This window comes from Providencia sp. PROV061, from assembly GCF_011045655.1.
Taxonomy (GTDB): domain Bacteria; phylum Pseudomonadota; class Gammaproteobacteria; order Enterobacterales; family Enterobacteriaceae; genus Providencia; species Providencia hangzhouensis.
In genome coordinates this window covers 4,053,483-4,071,721 of the sequence record NZ_CP042861.1, presented here as the reverse complement: position 1 = coordinate 4,071,721, position 18,239 = coordinate 4,053,483, and the positions used below count along the sequence as shown (strand labels likewise).

The 18,239-nt window shown below is 40.5% G+C and carries 17 protein-coding genes; 13 read left to right on the top strand and 4 right to left on the bottom strand.

Annotation, left to right across the window (positions count from 1 at the left end; all coding sequences use genetic code 11):
* Positions 1–13 precede the first annotated feature (13 nt).
* From FVA72_RS18825 to FVA72_RS18770, 12 genes are all read left to right on the top strand, one after another.
* Positions 14–2,704: an outer membrane usher protein gene (locus tag FVA72_RS18825; RefSeq protein ID WP_110591141.1), complete on the top strand. Its 2,691-nt coding sequence runs from the start codon at positions 14–16 to the stop codon at positions 2,702–2,704.
* A gap of 35 nt (positions 2,705–2,739) precedes the next feature.
* The gene (locus FVA72_RS18820; protein ID WP_110591142.1) at positions 2,740–3,492 is read left to right on the top strand and encodes a fimbria/pilus periplasmic chaperone; all 753 of its coding nucleotides are present in this window, start codon (positions 2,740–2,742) and stop codon (positions 3,490–3,492) included.
* A gap of 13 nt (positions 3,493–3,505) precedes the next feature.
* The gene (locus tag FVA72_RS18815; RefSeq protein WP_004259295.1) at positions 3,506–4,087 is read left to right on the top strand and encodes a fimbrial protein; all 582 of its coding nucleotides are present in this window, start codon (positions 3,506–3,508) and stop codon (positions 4,085–4,087) included.
* Complete coding sequence (locus FVA72_RS18810) at positions 4,080–4,634, top strand: fimbrial protein (RefSeq protein WP_004259293.1); 555 nt, start codon at positions 4,080–4,082, stop codon at positions 4,632–4,634. The genes FVA72_RS18815 and FVA72_RS18810 overlap by 8 nt, the downstream gene beginning before the upstream one ends.
* Before the next feature lie 10 nt (positions 4,635–4,644).
* On the top strand, positions 4,645–5,130 hold the full coding sequence (locus FVA72_RS18805) for a fimbrial protein (RefSeq protein WP_036958061.1): 486 nt from the start codon (positions 4,645–4,647) through the stop codon (positions 5,128–5,130).
* Entirely contained in the window at positions 5,130–5,660 is a 531-nt protein-coding gene (locus tag FVA72_RS18800) for a fimbrial protein (protein ID WP_004259289.1), read from the top strand. Before FVA72_RS18805 ends, FVA72_RS18800 begins: the two co-directional genes overlap by 1 nt.
* Positions 5,661–5,677: 17 nt before the next feature.
* Positions 5,678–6,520 carry an MrpH family fimbial adhesin gene (locus FVA72_RS18795; RefSeq protein WP_096864459.1) on the top strand — a complete coding sequence of 281 codons (843 nt, stop codon included), beginning with the start codon at positions 5,678–5,680 and terminating at the stop codon, positions 6,518–6,520.
* Between the two features lie 14 nt (positions 6,521–6,534).
* Positions 6,535–6,807 carry a helix-turn-helix domain-containing protein gene (locus tag FVA72_RS18790; RefSeq protein WP_004259284.1) on the top strand — a complete coding sequence of 91 codons (273 nt, stop codon included), beginning with the start codon at positions 6,535–6,537 and terminating at the stop codon, positions 6,805–6,807.
* 364 nt (positions 6,808–7,171) lie between these two features.
* The gene (locus FVA72_RS18785) at positions 7,172–8,140 is read left to right on the top strand and encodes a siderophore ABC transporter substrate-binding protein (protein ID WP_094961600.1); all 969 of its coding nucleotides are present in this window, start codon (positions 7,172–7,174) and stop codon (positions 8,138–8,140) included.
* A gap of 3 nt (positions 8,141–8,143) precedes the next feature.
* Entirely contained in the window at positions 8,144–9,106 is a 963-nt protein-coding gene (locus tag FVA72_RS18780) for an ABC transporter permease (protein WP_004259272.1), read from the top strand.
* A complete protein-coding gene (locus tag FVA72_RS18775; protein ID WP_004259269.1) occupies positions 9,093–10,076 on the top strand; it encodes an iron chelate uptake ABC transporter family permease subunit in 984 nt (327 codons plus the stop codon). The genes FVA72_RS18780 and FVA72_RS18775 overlap by 14 nt, the downstream gene beginning before the upstream one ends.
* A gap of 1 nt (position 10,077) precedes the next feature.
* Entirely contained in the window at positions 10,078–10,836 is a 759-nt protein-coding gene (locus FVA72_RS18770) for an iron ABC transporter ATP-binding protein (protein WP_004259268.1), read from the top strand.
* Between the two features lie 339 nt (positions 10,837–11,175).
* On the opposite strand, the gene FVA72_RS18765 is transcribed toward FVA72_RS18770, so the two are convergent.
* The 4 genes from FVA72_RS18765 to FVA72_RS18750 form a co-directional block, all read right to left on the bottom strand.
* A complete protein-coding gene (locus FVA72_RS18765; protein ID WP_110591143.1) occupies positions 11,176–12,642 on the bottom strand; it encodes a hypothetical protein in 1,467 nt (488 codons plus the stop codon).
* 226 nt (positions 12,643–12,868) lie between these two features.
* Positions 12,869–13,369 carry a RidA family protein gene (locus FVA72_RS18760; RefSeq protein WP_004259262.1) on the bottom strand — a complete coding sequence of 167 codons (501 nt, stop codon included), beginning with the start codon at positions 13,367–13,369 and terminating at the stop codon, positions 12,869–12,871.
* 123 nt (positions 13,370–13,492) lie between these two features.
* Positions 13,493–14,911 (bottom strand): NAD(P)/FAD-dependent oxidoreductase, encoded by a 1,419-nt coding sequence (locus tag FVA72_RS18755; RefSeq protein WP_004259261.1) that lies wholly within the window; start codon positions 14,909–14,911, stop codon positions 13,493–13,495.
* A 918-nt stretch (positions 14,912–15,829) separates the two neighbouring features.
* Positions 15,830–16,492: a DUF1028 domain-containing protein gene (locus tag FVA72_RS18750; protein ID WP_004259254.1), complete on the bottom strand. Its 663-nt coding sequence runs from the start codon at positions 16,490–16,492 to the stop codon at positions 15,830–15,832.
* A 163-nt stretch (positions 16,493–16,655) separates the two neighbouring features.
* Here FVA72_RS18750 and FVA72_RS18745 point away from each other — a divergent pair, with 163 nt between their 5' ends.
* Positions 16,656–18,215: an ABC transporter substrate-binding protein gene (locus FVA72_RS18745; protein WP_110591144.1), complete on the top strand. Its 1,560-nt coding sequence runs from the start codon at positions 16,656–16,658 to the stop codon at positions 18,213–18,215.
* Positions 18,216–18,239: the final 24 nt, after the last annotated feature.

The following is an 18,239-nucleotide window of genomic DNA, read 5'->3' as shown; positions in this document are numbered from 1 at the left end:
CTAAGGGACTATTATGGCTCTGCAATTAAAAAGTAAAAATAAAGTATTTAATAACTCAGTAAGTTATTTTTTAACGCCTGTTGCTACCATGGTGTTTCTTGCTATTGCTCATATAAATTTAGCTAATGCAAATAATGATAGTATTGAGTTTAATACAGATGTTTTAGATCTTCAGGATAAAAAAAATATTTCCTTAAACGAGTTCTCTCGTGCGGGCTATGTTATGCCAGGGAAATATCCATTTAAAATTAATTTAAATAATCGCGACTTAGCTGACATTTTTGATATTGAATATATCGAGGATCCTAATGATCCAAGTATGACGGAGCCTTGTTTAACGCCAGATGTTGTTGAACATATTGCTTTGCGCGATGAATGGAAGAAAAAGGTTGAGTTTGCTAAAAATGGCCAATGTTTAATTCCAGAAACGATCCCTGGAATGACAGTAAGTGGTTCTTTAGCCAAAGAAACAGTCACAATTACTGTACCTCAGGCTTATATCGAATTTACTTCTGATAACTGGGATCCGCCATCTCGTTGGGATGAAGGTGTACCCGCCCTAATTTTTGACTATAACTTGAATGCTAACTTAACAAGGCCTGCGGATTCAGCCAATACCCAGTCAGTTACTGGTAACGGTACAACTGGCTTTAACCTTGGTGCGTGGCGTTTTAGGGCAGATTGGCAAGCAAGTTATAATCGCACTAATGGGCAATCGACCGACCGTAAATGGGATTGGAGCCAATATTATGCCTATAGAGCAGTAAAAGAGCTAAATGCAAAGCTCACGATGGGTGAGCAATTTTTACGTTCAGGACTATTTGACTCATTCCGTTATATGGGGGCCAGCCTGATCTCTGACGAAAGAATGCTACCACCAAACCTACGTGGCTATGCACCGGAGGTGACTGGCGTTGCAAGAACCAATGCAAAAGTGATCGTGACTCAGCAAGGACGTGTTATTTATGAAACACAAGTTGCTCCGGGGCCTTTTCGTATTCAAGATTTAAGTGATGCGGTTAGCGGTAAATTAGATGTACGCGTCGAAGAGCAGGATGGCTCGGTACAAGAATTCCAAATGAATACCGCCTCCATTCCTTATTTAACTCGTCCAGGCTCAGTTCTGTTTAAGATTGCAGGTGGCCGACCGAATAATATGGAACATGAAACAGAAGGGCAAGGGTTTGTTACGGGGGAATTTAGCTGGGGGGTCTCCAACGGTTGGTCATTATTCGGCGGTGCAATAGCAGCAGGTGACTATAACGCGTTATCACTCGGTGTTGGTCGAGATTTACTCGCCTTTGGTGCAATTTCATTCGATGTCACCGAGTCACGCGCGAAACTGAAAACAGATAACAAAATCTATACAGGGGCATCGTATCGCTTAAGTTATTCAAAACGTTTTGAAGACTATGATAGCCAAGTCACTTTCGCAGGATACCGATTCTCTGAACGTGACTTTATGAGTATGAACCAGTACCTCGATCGTCGTTATAGAGGTGTGGAATTCGATAATAGTAAAGAGCTGTATACGATTACATTTAATAAGTATTTCACCAGTGCAGATCTGACCGCGTATCTGAACTATAACCACGAAACCTATTGGAATAAGCCAGCGGTAAAACGTTATAACCTTTCTATTGCGAAATATTTTGATATTGGTCGTTTTAAAAATATCAACTTAAGTTTAACGGCATTCCGTAACAAATTTGATAATAGAAATAATGACGACGGGCTATATATGAATCTTTCTTTGCCTTGGGCAGATAGAGCGTCAATTAGCTACAACAATATGGTGACAAGAGATGGTAACTCACACACCGTCAGTTATTTTGATTCCATTGATGATAAGACGAACTATCGCGTGGGTACTGGGGTAAGTAACCGAGGCCGTGGAACTATTGATGGTTTCTATACACGTTACGCTGATTTAGCAACACTTACTGCAAGTACCAGCTATATCAATGGCGATACTACCTCAGCTGCATTTTCTTTACAAGGTGGTGCTACAGTCACAGGGCATGGTGCTGCATTGCACCGCATTAATACCCCAGGTGGAAGCCGTGTGATGGTGGGAACTGAGGGGGTGAAAAATGTGCCTATTCAAGGTTTTGGGCCGACCACTGAAACCAATATTTTTGGTAAAGCGGTAGTTGCTGATATCAGTGATTACTATCGTACCAGTACATCCATTGATGTGACTCAATTGCCTGACAACGTAGAAGCCATCCGGACATCTCAGCCAATTACGCTGACAGAAGGGGCTGTAGGTTATCGCGAGTTTGAAGTGTTATCGGGTATTAAAACCATGGTGAGATTGGCATTGGCAGATGGAAGTTATCCGCCATTCGGTGCAACCGTGAGAAATGAGAAGAATAGAGAGCTCGGTATCGTAACTGATAATGGGTCTGTGTATATCTCAGGTATCAACCCAAATGAAGTTTTAGATGTGTATTGGGATGGAAGTGTGCAATGCAAAATTCAGGTTCCAGAAAATATTACCACGGCTGAATTTAACTCACTGTTATTACCGTGTACAAACAGCCCAAGTGTTGAACCTGGGTATATGCCAGCAAAAGCCGTTCCTGTTGGGCAGTCTGCTCCAGTTTACAAGCCTGCGCCGATTAAACAGGGCGTAGCGCCGAGTCAGCGTTGGTTATTAAAACCACCGGATATTGCTTACAGCACAGATTATACAGAGTAACCCAAGTTGCTTGATTTTATAAATAGTTGGTACTTATGAATATTAAAAAAATTGTATTTTTCACTACAACAATCACGTTATCTGCGGTGCTATGCGGGCAGGCTCTGGCTGCTATTGCACTTGATAGAACACGCGTCATTTATAATGGGACTGAAAAAACCATTAGCTTGAATATTAAGAATGAAAACACAGAATTACCTTATCTTGCGCAGGGTTGGATTGAAGACGCTAATGGTAACAAAATTGAAAGCCCACTCACGGTTTTACCACCAGTTCAACGTGTAGAACCAGGTGACGGTAGCCAGGTTAAAATTCAATCTCTTCCTGATATCGCTACATTACCTCAAGACAGAGAAAGTGTTTATTACTTTAACTTACGTGAGATTCCACCACGTAGTAAAGAAGCTAACGTTTTACAGATTGCATTACAGACGCGTATTAAATTGTTTTATCGACCAAAAGCGTTATACGCCACTCGTACGGATTTAGAAAATCCATGGCAGGAAAAAATTACGTTAACGCGTAAAGGAGATGCCTACGAAATCACAAATCCAACTGCTTACTTTGTCACGATTGTGGATGCAAGTTCAAGAGTGGGAGGAGATACGGTGAAGCAATTTGAGCCTGTGATGATCTCACCAAAAAGTAACGGAATGCTTAAGGGTAGCGCAAGTGCCATGGGGGCAAAACCAGTTCTAACTTATATCAATGATTATGGTGGAAGGCCTAAATTGACGTTTGGTTGCGCCGGTACAACTTGCAAAGTTGAATCTTCGACGGACAGATAACGGAGAATAATGTATGAAAAGGACTCTCCAGTTCAGCACTATCTTATTTGGCTTAGTTCCAGTATTTACCTTTGGAATAAGTAGCTGGGATATTGATGGATTACACGGAACATTGACAGTAAATGGCATGATGACCGAGGCACCTTGTACGATGGATGTGACCAATTCAAAGCGCCAAGAAGTGTCTCTAGGGGAGATCCCTTCTTATTCACTCCGTAAACCTGGTGATAGAGCTGAGCCAGTGTCATTCGAATTAGAATTTAGGCACTGCATTCGTACGGAAAGTCGAATGAAAGACACTCGAACGGGTCGTGCACTTTGGGATGCAATGCAACCGGTGATAACGGTTTCTTTTGTTGCCGTATCGGATAAGCATTTTCCAGAAATGTTAAGTGTAAAAGGTGTCTCTGGCGTGGCGTTAGAAGTGACGGATGCACAACGAGAAGATATCAGGCTAGGAAGTCGTGGTCGTCCACAATTTCTCGATGCACCGCAAGGCACACTTCAATATTTTGTAACACCAGTGAGAACTCCCGAAAAACTGACGGAAGGAAGTTTCAGCGCCGTAATGGACTTTAAGGTGGATTATGAGTGATTTAAATAAGCAGCGGTACCTGCTGGCATCATGTCTCGCTGGAATATTTTTTACATCGGTTTCCTATGCAGGATTACCTGATTCGCGTATTAGCCCATCAGGAAGTACAAGGGCGACAATTACGCCAGGTATGATAACCGTACCGATTAAAGGGGTTGTTTTGGCACCACCACCTTGCAAAATTAATGGCGGAAATATAATCAAAGTTAATTTTGACGAAATCATGAGTACACGGATTGACGGTAACGCCTATGCAAAATCGATAAATTACAATATTGATTGTGAAAAAAGACCGACATCACAAATGAAAATGACGTTGGTTGGTATTCCTGCCTCCTTTGATAGTGGTGCGATTGAAACAGACATTCAAGGTTTAGGGATCGCTTTTCGTTATAACGGAAGCAAACTTCGATTAAACCAAGAAATTAAGTTTGTGTATCCAAATGCCCCTCAATTTGAAGCCATACCTGTTCGTGATTTATCCACAACATTAACAAAGGGTGGGGTTTTTCATGCGGGCGTCACTATCAAACTTGATTATCAGTGAGGGGAAAATAATGAAAAAAATAATGAAAAGACTTCCTCTGATAATGAGTTTGTTAGTTATACCTGTTAGCGCTGCGATGGCAAACGATGTGGAATTTACTGGAACCTTGTTACTTCCACCGCCTTGCACTGTTTTTGAAGATAAAGTTCACGTCATCGAATACAAAGACATTGGTTTACATAAGGTTGATGGCGTTAACTTTGCGAAACCGATTAATTACGCATTGAAGTGTGAAGAAAACTTAAAAGGTTGGGACTTAATGCTAACTATCAAAGGGACAGCAACAGATTTTGATAAGTCGGCACTGGAAACTAATGTTCGAGATCTTGGCATGCGTATTACCCAAAATGGCCTCGGTTTTGAAATTAATAAACCGTTAAAGATTAGCTATGGGCAACCACCTGTTTTAGAGGTTGTTCCTGTAAAGAGATTGGGAGTTACGTTGCCTGAAGGAGGCTTTGCCGCAACAGGGACATTGCTAGCGGAGTACCAATAATGAACAAACTAATTCAATGTGCAGTAGCTAGTGCCTTACTTATCAACGTTAGCACTGCTTTCGCTGTGCCTGATAATTTAAGGATTATCGGTAATTTAGTGGAGGAACCCTGCACTATTTTACCGGGTGATGAAAACATCCTGATGGAATTTTTTGATACACCAGAAAAAAACTTTTACGCCTATGGTGAAACGCCTCCTAAAGAGTTTGCGATTAAACTGGCCGACTGTGACACAACGATAGGCAAATTTGTGGAAGTGACGTTTTCAGGAACACCTAATCTTGCACTTCCTGGTTTTATTGCATTATCAACAGGTAGTGTTGCATCTGGTTTCGCAGTGGGGTTACAAAACTCAGATAAAACACCACTGGCTATTGACCAGAAAGGCTCGAAGTTAACGTTACAAGATGGTGCTAACCAATTGAGGTTCTATGCCTATTTAAAAGGTGAACCGGATGCTATTGCAAATAAGACAATAAAAGTAGGCCCTTACAGTGCTGTAGCAACATTTAAATTAGATTATGAATAATAAGGCTGTGAACTAATATGAAAGTATTTTTATCGCTATTAATTGGTGCAGTCATGTTTTCATCTACTGCATCAGCCTCTGTTTTTTCCTATATCACTGAATCAAAGCCCGGTAATAACCCAAATAATGGGGATGCAAACTATAAGTACGTCATTGCTCGCTGGGACCCTGAATTGCCAACTACGCGTAATCCTTGCTTTAGATGGTCGAAATGCTATCTCACCATAAGCCATAAGCATACAGCTGCTGGAACACCAGGGGCGGCAACCGTCGAGTTGGCCGAAATTTCTAAGTATGAATACATGCGTGACGTTCAGAATATACCCGGTGTTTTGGCAAAGGCGACAGCTCCAGCAACACAGTGGGCTGTTCATACTGGGGTTAGGCTACAGAATAATCAGGAATGTGTGGGGCTGTTTTACCAAGATCGTACTGGGGTTACGAGTAACGGTGGGTTAATTCCCGGCTCATTATGTGGTATTGCGCCTCCACCGATTGGGGCTTGTAAGATTAACAATACGATCCCTGATATTAACTTTGGTTCGATTAGTGAAGCTGAACTTGCTGGTCAATCAAAACAAGTAAACATTAGTGTGACCTGTAACTTAGCGATGGATGTGCTAGTGATTGCCACAGGTGTTAACGTGACAAATGGCCGTGTTAATTTACGACCAGATAACAGTTTATACGCGAATTTGTATCTAGGTGGAAACGATACGCCAGGAGAAGCTGGTTACAGAATTCATGTGCCTGCTGGTGGAACAAATTCGGTAACCATGAAAGCTGTATTAGGTACTAATGGCCGAGTTCAAGCCGGTCAGTTTGAAGGTGCCGCAGCCCTTATTTTAACTGTGCCTTAATAAATGGTGAAAATATGTATTCAGAAAATGGCAGTGAAAAAATCCATTATATGGTAGGTCAGAGGATCTTAGAAAAGCGTAGAGAACTGGGGTATACAGGGTTTCAGTTAGCTCAGTTATTAGGTGTTAGTCAACAACAGATTTCACGCTATGAAAGAGGCAAAATCAAGATTGATTTGTTTCACTTGTTTAAACTTGCATTTTTGATGGGAACACCAATTGATTGGTTCCTTGAAGATATCAGCTCTCAGCTCAGTGAAAATGGGCGACTGGATGATACGCAATAATAAGTCTTTAAATGGTTGTTAATGATAAATAGGTTGAGATGACGATTTTATGTCGCCTAACTGTAATAAAAGTCGCTAAGCAAACACGTACAGTAGAAAACTCAACCTATTTATTTGTCGTAACAAACTGCCAACCCTTTCTTTTATAGAGTTCTCCTCGTTTTTTATCTCTCTCTTGCCTTTTAACACTTTAAAATTCATAGATTCAACAAATTAAATTGATGTTTTTGTGCGTTGCAACAACTTTTTAGTGAATGCAAATGCAAACTAATATCATTTGCGCTTATTTGCGTGTAATATACGCTACATTGTGGATCACCAAATTTTATCATCAGTACTTTTATCGATGGACGGAGGAAATTAGATGTTTGCAAAATCATTAGTTTCGGGTATTGCGTTGTTATCTGCGTTAGTGTTAGCTGGTTGTGATAACGCAAAAGACACGACAGAAACAGCTCAAGTCGCAGAAAAACAAACTATCACAATAGAACATGCCCAAGGCAAAACTGAAATTCCTCGTCATCCGCAAAAAGTCATGGTGATGAACATGGAAACATTGGACATCATGGATGCACTCGGGGCTCCAGTTGCCGGTGTTCCACAAACCAACGTTCACTTCCCTGAATTCTTAACTAAATACAGTGGTTCTGAATACATCAATGGCGGGACATTATTTGAACCTGCTTATGAAGCCTTAAGTAATGCTAAGCCTGACCTGATTTTAGGTGGTAGCCGTGCTCGTGATGCCTATGACAAACTCAGCGGTGTTGCACCAACTATTTCATTAGATATTGATAACAAAAACTTTATTGGTAGCTTAACTGAACGTACTAATGAACTTGGCGCGCTATTCGGTAAAGAAGAACAAGCCAAAAAACTGATTTCTGACTTCAATACTAAAATTGAAGGTATCAAAGCTAAAGCGCCGACTGCGGGTAAAGCGATGGTAATCTTAGTTAGTGGCGGTAAAATTTCTGCGTATGGACCAGGTTCTCGTTTCGGTTTTATCTTTGATGTATTAGGTTTTGAACCTGCTTATGTGTTTGAAGAAAACACGGGTCGCCACGGTAATATCGTTAATGCAGAATTACTGGTGAAATTAAACCCAGACTGGTTATTTGTTATCGACCGTGACAGCGCAATTGGCAAAACGGATGCACAGCCTGCTGCGGAAGTATTAGATAACGCATTAGTTAGAAAAACCGCTGCATGGGAAAAAGGCCAAATTACTTACCTTGACCCAACAGCAGTATATATTGCCGGTGGGATCCAAACTTATTCTCAGTTAATGGACGATATCAATACAGCATTAGAGAAGAGCCAAGCAAAATAACCGATGAAAACGCTTTATCTTTTTTGTGGAATTGTCGCGTTATTGGTTTTAGCGGTATTAAGCTTGTTTATTGGAGCGGGTGACGTGTCACCCGTTTCGCTTTTCACCGACCCAGAGATGCAAGACATCTTTTTTATTAGCCGAATTCCCCGAACCGTCTCCTTGATTTTAGCTGGTAGCGCCATGAGTGTTGCTGGGCTAATCATGCAATTATTAACACAAAACCGTTTTGTTGAACCTTCCCTCGCAGGAACAACCCAGTCAGCCAGTTTAGGTTTATTGGTCGTCATGGTGCTTTTCCCAGCAGCAAGTATTATGACTAAAATGGTGGTGGCCAGCGGTTTTGCACTTCTTGGCACCATGTTGTTTATGGTGCTATTACGTCGTGTGATTTTAAAATCTGCCCTGATAGTTCCACTGGTGGGGATTATGTTAGGGGCAGTTATTAGCGCATTGACCATTTTTACCGCTTATTACTTCGACTTACTACAATCTCTTGGTGCATGGATGAGCGGTGACTTTTCTAGCATCATTCAAGGCCGATATGAACTTTTGTGGTTAGTGGGAATATTAACATTAATTGCTTGCTGGATTGCCGATAGCTTTACGGTGGCTGGTATGGGACGTGAGTTTTCAATTAATGTTGGCCTAAATTATCGCAAAGTGATGACCATTGGTTTATCGATTATCGCTTTAATCAGTGGCGTCGTGGTCGTGGTGGTCGGGGCATTACCTTTCCTAGGCTTAATTATTCCAAATCTCGTGAGCTTAGTGATGGGCGATAACATACGTAAAACCATCCCATGGATTTGTATTGCTGGTGGTGGCTTAGTTTTACTGTGTGACATTATTGGGCGCTTAATTCGCTATCCATTTGAAATCCCAGCAAGTGTGATTTTAGGTGTCGTTGGCGCGGTGATTTTTTTATATTTATTGTTGAAGCAACAACGTTATGCAAAAAGTTAATTCATCAATAGCGTTACCTAAAAAAGGGGTAACGCCGTTGCAAAGAATATGGATACTACTGGCACTATCGCTGCTATCCATTGTGCTTTATATGACGGTCAATTTGGGTAGCAATCTTGCTTATATTTTGCCGCATCGAGGCTATATTGTTCTCACCATGATTGTGGTAGCTTTCTCGGCTGGGGTTTCAACAGTTCTCTTTCAAACGATTGCTAATAATAAGATATTAACCCCATCTATCATGGGATTAGAAGCATTGTTTGTATTATTACAAACCATTTTTATCTTCTATAGTGAGAGCTTTCCATCCTCTTGGTTATTGAATATTGGTAAGTTTTTATTAGAGTCCACACTACTTGTACTGTTCTCTGTTCTGCTCTACCGCTGGTTATTTGTGTCAGTTAAAATGAATATCAACCTAGTATTGATGGTGGGTATCATTCTTGGCACATTATTTCGCAGCGTAGCGACATTGCTGCAGCGTTTAATGGACCCTAATGAATTTTCCATTTTACAAAGCCGGATGTTTGCCACCTTCACAAAGGGAACACCTGAGCTAATTCTATTCACATTAATGATTACGGCAGTCGTCGGTGTCCTATTGTGGCGCATGCGTTATTGTTTTGACGTTATCGCGTTAGGGCAAGCCAATGCGGTGAATCTAGGAATTAATTATCGCCAGCAAGTCACTGTCATTTTGTTGCTTATCTCAATATTAGTTGCAGTTTCTACAGCATTAGTTGGGCCTTTAACATTCTTAGGTTTGATGGTCGCGAATTTAGCTTATTTAGTGGCTGGCAGTAGCCAACACCGCTATTTGCTACCCGTTTCCTTTCTACTTGGTGTCATTGCGTTGATTGGTGGGCAGTTGATTCTAGAATATGGCTTAAATATGGCTGGGACATTATCAGTTGTTATCGAATTTGTCGGCGGTATTTTCTTTATTTATATGGTGTTAAGAAGGTTTTAGTATGATTGAAATTAGTCAGATATCGAAAAGTTATCAGGATACTAAAGTCTTAGATAACGTAACAACAACAATTAAAAATAGCGGTATTACCTCAATCATCGGGCCTAATGGTGCAGGTAAATCAACACTGTTGTCGATAATTGGGCGCTTGTTACAGCCTGATCACGGTGGTTACGTCAAAGTGAATGATTTAGACGTATCGACAACACCGAGTGATAAATTAGCGAAATGTTTGTCAGTTTTACGCCAAGAAAATCAATTTGCCAGCCGTTTAACAGTCGAGGAATTGGTTGGTTTTGGGCGTTACCCATACACTAAAGGCCGTTTAACCATTGACGATAAAAAGAAAATTGATGAGTCACTCTCTTTTCTAAATTTGTCAGATTTACGTCACCGTTATTTAGATGAATTATCGGGTGGCCAACGCCAACGGGCTTATGTCGCAATGGTTTTATGTCAAGATACAGAATATGTTTTACTTGATGAGCCATTGAATAACCTGGATATGAAACATGCGGTGATCATGATGAAACTGCTGCGTAAAGCGGCAGATGAGCTAGGCAAAACCATTATCTTAGTAATCCACGATATAAATTTCGCTTCCGTTTATTCGGACTATATTGTCGCTCTGAGAAACGGCCGCCTGTCTTATCACGGTAAGCCAGAAGAGATCATGAAATCTGACATTATTGAGGATATTTTTGATACTCCGGTTGATATTAAACGGGTGGATGATCAGTATATTGCTCTCTACTACTAAATTTTCGTCATCCTTCGAGCTGTAGCGGTGTTGGCTACGCTCAGCTACTCGGGTCACATACTTTTGTATGCTCCCCGAGATATCTTCTCTTGCCGCCTTGCTACAGTTCGAATGATTTAGAAAATTAAATGGTTATCATCCTTCGAGCTGTAGCGGTGTTGGCTACGTTCAGCTACTCCGGGTCACATACTTTTGTATGCTCCCCGAGATATCTTCTCTTGCCGCCTTGCTACAGTTCGAATGATTTAGAAAATTAAATGGTTATCATAGTTTGAGCTGTAGCGGTGTTGGCTACAACCTAAATGTACCGAATAGAAGACCGTTAGTGGCAGAATGAATTCATTGCGGTGAAATTTCAATGTCTTCATCGGTTGTCAGCAAGTCCAGTGATTGCAACACTTCTAAGCGTTTTATCCCATCAGCATTAACCACTAAACGCGCCAGCTCATTGTAGGTTTTTTTGTTAATTGTGACACGGCGGCAAAGGTAAATATGGTAGACCTTTTCACCAATGATTGCAGGTTCATCATCATTTACAGTGAGTTCTTCATAGCTAATATCGATATATTTTAGAAAATCTGAAATATTAAAGCGTGTGATATCAGCAATTGATGATTGGTTTTTTTCAAACACCGAATGGCGGTTATGAAGCAATACATCTTTGCGGTAATACAGGATATCTTCCATACGTTGGACATTAACTAAATTAACCCAATGGGATTTTTGTCGCATTTCACGGATATCAGGGGAGAGCATGTTTTCACTGATGAAGCGAAAAGACTCTTTGCATAGCCCGACAGGGGCCTTAACACCTTCACGATAAATACGTAGCTGTCTATCCGGGATCCACTTTTGGAAAACGCGATAGAGTTGCTCACGACCGATTTCTTTCAGCCTATCTTTGAAAATATAGCCAATAACCATAGCTAAAAATAAATTTGCACTCAACGCGCCATATTTTCCTTGCCAAAGAAAGGCGATTAACGTGGCAAAAATCATTGAGATTGCTGCAGCGATACCATAAATGGAGTGCAATAATAATGGCAACCCACGTTTATGGCGGATCTCTAAGTAAAGGTAGCGATTGATGTATTTTTTCAATAAATTGCGACGATATGTCACTAATTCGGCATCAGTTTCATCACTGGGAAAACAATCAGGGTATTGTTTCTTTAGGTAACGCATTTCTTGATACCAAAAATGACGGATTTCTTCACGTAACGGTATTTGCTTCTCAGCTAATAAATCACGCAAATAATTCATGGTGTAGTAGGTCATAAATTCGTCGCAATAAGAAAATGCATTTGAGCGAATGCTTTCTTCAATTTTTCCCGCCAGTGGCGCTAACGCCCGATAAACCCCGAGGCATTTCGCCATGTTCGCCATAAACTCGGTTAAGTATTCATCTGTTTGTCGTTGGGCGTTTTGGCTTATCATTTTGACATTAATTCGTACCGTGCGCTTAAAGGTTAAAGCATAGCGTTTTAACTTGTTCTCATACTCGTCCAATGAGGGTGGGTTTAATGGGTCACATTGTTCTAACCAGCGTTTTAAGTCATCTAATTCGCCATTTTCTTCTGGTAAAGCTGAAAGCTTAACCGTGGGTGGGCTTAAGCGGATATAGTTTTTGAGGCTACGTTGAAGGCTTGATGGCGTGTATAGATCAGGGTTGACTTGCAATGATGATGGAAGAAAGAAAAAACTTTCGACCTGATAGCGGATCTCTTTTGATTTACGAGGCAATAGAACTTTTTGTTTGATTTCAAACTGTTTTTTACCGTGGATCTTGAGAGACTCTTTAATCATATATTGCCTTATTTGATGCGATGACTCATTTTTACCCTAATGATTGCAGTGCTAATGATTGCAGCATAGCACGTTTATTTATTGAAGAACTTTAAGCAATAGCATACAGGAAGCAATAATGACAGTCTGTGAGGGAATGTTGAAAGATGTGGCAATTAAGAAGTGTTATTATAACGAGGCACATTGCTATGCCTCATTATCGTTTAGCTATTCGTTATTGAATAACTTATTTTTTTGCAGCAGGGCGTACCGCTGTCACTTCTATTTCTACTCTCCAAGCTGGGTTAGCCAGTTTAGCGACTTGGAAGGTAGAACGAGCTGGCAGATTAGTAATTTTCTCAGACTCATAGAACTTATTGTAACCAGCCATGAAGCCAGCGAAGTCCATAGTACCTTGAGTTTCTTCACCACCAACTAAAAATACTTGCATTTTAACAACGTCATTCATTGTCAAACCCATACCTTCGAGGTTAGCTTGGATTTGTTTTAATACGTTGATTGTTTGTGCTTCGGTATTACCATAAGACTCTAAAACGCCTTCTTTAGCGTCTGCAGAGATTTTAGAAGGGACTTTTCCGCTTAGGAAAATGAGGTTGCCCGCATTGATTTCTACTGATTCAGAGATAGGGAATCCTTTCACTGGAACGCGTTTAACATCATCAGCTGCATTCGCACTTGCTACACCTAAAATCAAAGGCAGAGAAAGCAATAAAGTTTTATAGCGCATGTAAACTCCTTAACATTATCAAAGTAAATAGGATCTATTAATTTTATCAAAAATTAAACTTTCATTTAACTTTAAACTATTCGCTAATAGATCCACAGTAAAAATCGTTATTTTCCCCGTTTTTTAGTTAAAACGAGAAAGTTTATACGGCGTAGGGTCGATAAATGGTGTTTCACCCATTAACAATTCTGCCGTTAATCGACCAGATGCAGGGCTTTCTGTCATACCCCAGCCTGTAGCGGTGTTGATGACCAGACCTGGATACTGCTCGATGGTTGAAATAATTGGAATTTCATCATCCGTTGGTGCAACAGTACCACCCCAACGCTCAACCACTTTAGACTCTTTAAATACTGGGAACTCTTTTCTCAGTCTTTCTAGAACGCCATCTAAGTGTTCATTGTTTGGTGTATTTGTTGCCGTACGGAACTCTTCGAATGGTGTCTTCTCGTCTAAATTCCAAGATGTTGCCATCATGAAGGAGTTGAATAAGTCTTTACCAAGAGAGAATTCTAATGGTAATTCACCGCCACCTAATACATGTAGGAATCTTGGGCCTAACAGGAAGCTGTCTTTAACAATAGAGCTGGTAAAGATACGTGGTGCAACAGCATAAGTCCCATCAGCTTGTTCACGGAAGTGAATACCGTTAGGTAAGTGTACGTTACCTTTTGGTGCACCTGGTACGCCAGTAATACGCTGTTGTGACAGATAAACGTTTAGTGTTGGAACGTCAATACCTAAGTTACCCATGAACAGACGCGACCAAATACCCCCCGTCAGAACAACACGAGACGTTTTGATTGCACCTTTTTCAGTGACAACATCAGAAATTTTGCCGCCTGCAGTTTCAATACCACGTACTGCACAATTAGTGTAGATGCGAATACCGATTGATTTAGCGTAGTTTGCCATCGTTGGCGTAACAACTTCTGGGTCAAGGCTACCAGAGTCTTCTTCGAAACCACCAATTTTCCATGGGGTTTGCGCATCAACCAGACGATTAGCCAGTTCAGTACCTTCAATCATACGGGTACGTAAAGGCGTATCGAAACCTGGGTTTTCAGATGCAGACTTAATCCACGCTCTTGAAATTTCTAAATCTTCTTCGCTTGAAGGCACTTCAACGCGGCCTTGAACACGGTAGCTAGTATCAGCACCGATTTTTTCGTTCATACCGAGCCATTGAATTTTCCCATAGTGGTGTAAAGGGAAAATAGCTGGAGAGGTTTTGTAGCTGATGATTTGGCTATATGCACGGCCTGATTGCTCACCGCCCACAACACCTTTTTCACAGATAACAACATTAAGACCTTTCTCTGCAAGGTTAATTGCGGTCATGATCCCTTGAAGGCCAGCACCGATGATGACTGCATCCGCAGACTCAGGTAATTTGCCTTCAGTACCGGCAACAGCAGGTACACGTGATTTAGTCGATTCAAAACGACCTTCACGATTAATCATAGGAACAACCGCAGCACCTCCTGCTAGAACACCAGCAGCACCAACCCCTAATAATAGCTTTCTTCTCGAGATTTTCATCTATAACCTCAATAACAATCTTGTTTTTTATATAGTAAATAATTTCAAATTGAGATAATGATCTTATCATATATTTTGTAATTGTTAAGTGGCGGTAGCATTTGTTAATAAAGGTCATTGAAATGAAATGCGACGTAAATTGATCTGCTCAGTGCTGTAAAGGCTTTGTAGGTGATTACTTTATTTTAGAGATATAAGAATTAATATTTTTTTAATGTTAATGTCATTAAAAGTGTACAGGTGTAAATATGAAAATTTAGCTTAAAGGCAATAATTGATGAGGGGGTCAAAGAGGGAGATTAATATTTCACCATAGATGAAAATTCTGAATATCCCTTAAGTTCTAAAATTGGGAAATTAATATATAAATGAGTTTTAAATGTACTTTTTGAGCTATTTTTGTTCACTTGATTATTAATCATCCATTTGTTAAGGCTTGCAGTATTTAACCGTATTTAATATTGATTGGCTAGGTTGCATAAATATTGCCCACTAGGTTAGCTGGAGAGATGTTTTATAACAAATTGATAATAAATGTTATTTTGTTTCTGTGGTGAAGTGTCTAAACAAAAATAAATAACCTAGTCTTTATTAAGGTTAATTATCGTAATCATTTATGAGATAGAATTAGATAAATTTAAAGCAATAGATGTTTTTCATTATTTTTAATGTTGTTAAAAATAACCACTTATTTTCTGATGGCAACGAATAGTAAAAAGTAATAGGACGTATGACAAGAGTGAATAATTAAGATTAAGTAATGAATGATAAATTGAATAATAAGCTAAACTGGCTTTAATGATAAAAAATACAGAGTTATTCATGCAGTTAATAATATTTTCATAAATAGTTACTTTTACTTCAGGTACACATCATTCAGTTATTTTACTTTATTAGTCGATATGCACCATGATAGCTTCACTTATTAGCGATATATTCATTTCCTGTGGGGATTTGCGCGAAAAAATTAGCATAATCCTCGGAGCGAACCTGTTGAAGGATGGTTTCAAGCGCTGATAGCGGTGCTTCTGACCAATCGCAGCGAATATCAATGTCTGCGTATTGCCGGTCATTCCATACTTTTAATGCAGCGGAGCGGATGCCTCGATAATCACCACCTTCATCGGCACCGGCTTGCATGGCAATGAGTAATCGAACAGCCAGATCTTGGTCAGCATTTTTATAATAGCTTTGATAAATAGCGCTTAGAACCTGTTCACCTACTAACATATTTCCAGCAATGGCTAAGTTGGGTTCCGATAGACTTCCACACCAAGGTAAGCAATATTGACCTGTCCAATCAGCTGTATCACCATAGTTATCCATAATAATTAATTGTCGCCGTTCACAGTCAATATCTTCCTTAACCAGATGATCTAAGCTTTTATTCGCATTATGGCCTTGCTGCAAATATTCAATACCTGTTAAGCCAGCAATGGGGTTGGTCATTGCTTGAGTTGCGATTGCCCCCGTTTGGCTTTTGCCATGTAAGACCAATGCACCAACCGCAGGGCCACCCGTTGCCGTCGCTGCACCTATTTTTCCTGTCAATGGGCAGCGCGCCACAATTGAAAATGTCATTTTACACCTCATAAATTAGACCTTGATCAAATTTATCATTATAAATTCTTGCTTGAAATATAATTTATCATCATAAATAAAGAAAAAGATAAAATTATTAACAAAATTGACACAAATCACACTTCACAATCATATAGCAATGTCAGCACTCAGGGGGAAGCAAATGAAAATGCGTTTATGTAGGTGGATAGCCAGTTTTTGGCTTTTATGCTTTATTTCGCTACCGACATTGGCGGTGAACCATCCTGATGTCTTGTTATTAGGGCAAGTTGCTGAGCCGCAGTCATTAGACCCACAAGTGGCAACCGCTGCGAATGATTCTCGAATTTTGGTTAACTTGTACGAAGGGTTAGTTCGCAATGCGGACGGTACATTAACGCTTGAACCTGCTTTAGCCCAATCATGGTCTGTTAGTGATGATGGCCTGACATATACTTTCCATTTACGCGAGAATATAAAATTTCACGATGGTAGCCCATTCAATGCGGATGCAGTTAAATTCACATTTGAGCGAATGTTGGATAACCAGCACCCGTACTACCATACAGGGCCATTCCCATTATCATTTTTCTTTTCTGCAATAGACAAGATAGAAACTCCAGATGATAAAACGGTGGTGTTTGCCTTAAAAGAACCGTTTGCCCCGTTTTTATCGAACTTAGCGACACCTGCAGGGCTGATTGTTTCACCCACAGCAGTAAAGAAATATGACAAAGACTTTAGCCGGCACCCCAGCGGAACAGGTCCCTTCAAGTTTGATGAGTGGACCGCAAACCAAAGGGTGGTCGTATCCGCTAATGAAGACTATTGGGATGGTAAACCCAGTTTAAAACATGTTGTTTTTCGGCCTATCACTGACGCCAATACTCGGGTAGCCGAAATGTTATCGGGGGGAATTGATGCCATGGTGGAAGTCCCTGCTGATAACGTCCCATTATTTGTTAATGACAACCGCTTTCATGTTTATGAAGCCGTAGGGCCTCATGTTTGGTACGCCATGCTCAATGCGTCTCAGCCACCGTTTGATGATGTGCGTGTGAGGCAAGCCGTTAACTATGCGGTAAATAAAGACAATATTGTGAAATACATTCTTCAGGACTCTGCGGGAGTAGCACAAGGGCCCATCCCATCGGCATTTGATTGGGCATTTGATGCAGAAACCAAGGCTTATCCTTATGACCCTGAAAAAGCACGCCAATTAATAGCAGAAGCAGGGGCTCAAGGGCAAAAAGTTATTTTTTATGTCACGGAAGGGGGCTCAGGGATGCTAGACCCGATCCCCATGGCGACAGCCATTCAAGCAGACCTGAAAGCGGTTGGGCTATCTGTCGAAATTCAAACCTTTGAATGGAATACTTACCTATCAAAGGTCAATGCAGGTCTAAAACAAGCGCATATGGCCGAAATGGCGTGGATGACGAATGACCCAGATACTTTACCCTTTTTAACCTTACATAGCGCTTCTTGGCCGGATAAAGGCGGGTTCAATTCTGGTTATTACAGTAACAAGCAGCTCGATAGGTTATTAGACAAAGCTCGAGTCACCAATAATCTCGAGGAGCGCGCCCAGTTATATCGGCAAGTACAAAAAATTGTTCATCAAGATGCCCCTTGGTTATTTGTGGCGAATTGGAAGCAAAATGCGGTCGCTAATGAGCATGTTAAACATTTCAAATTGCAGCCTAACTTTAACTTATTACTTAAAGACGTTCGTAAAGATTGATTAATGTGAATTGAATATTCAATT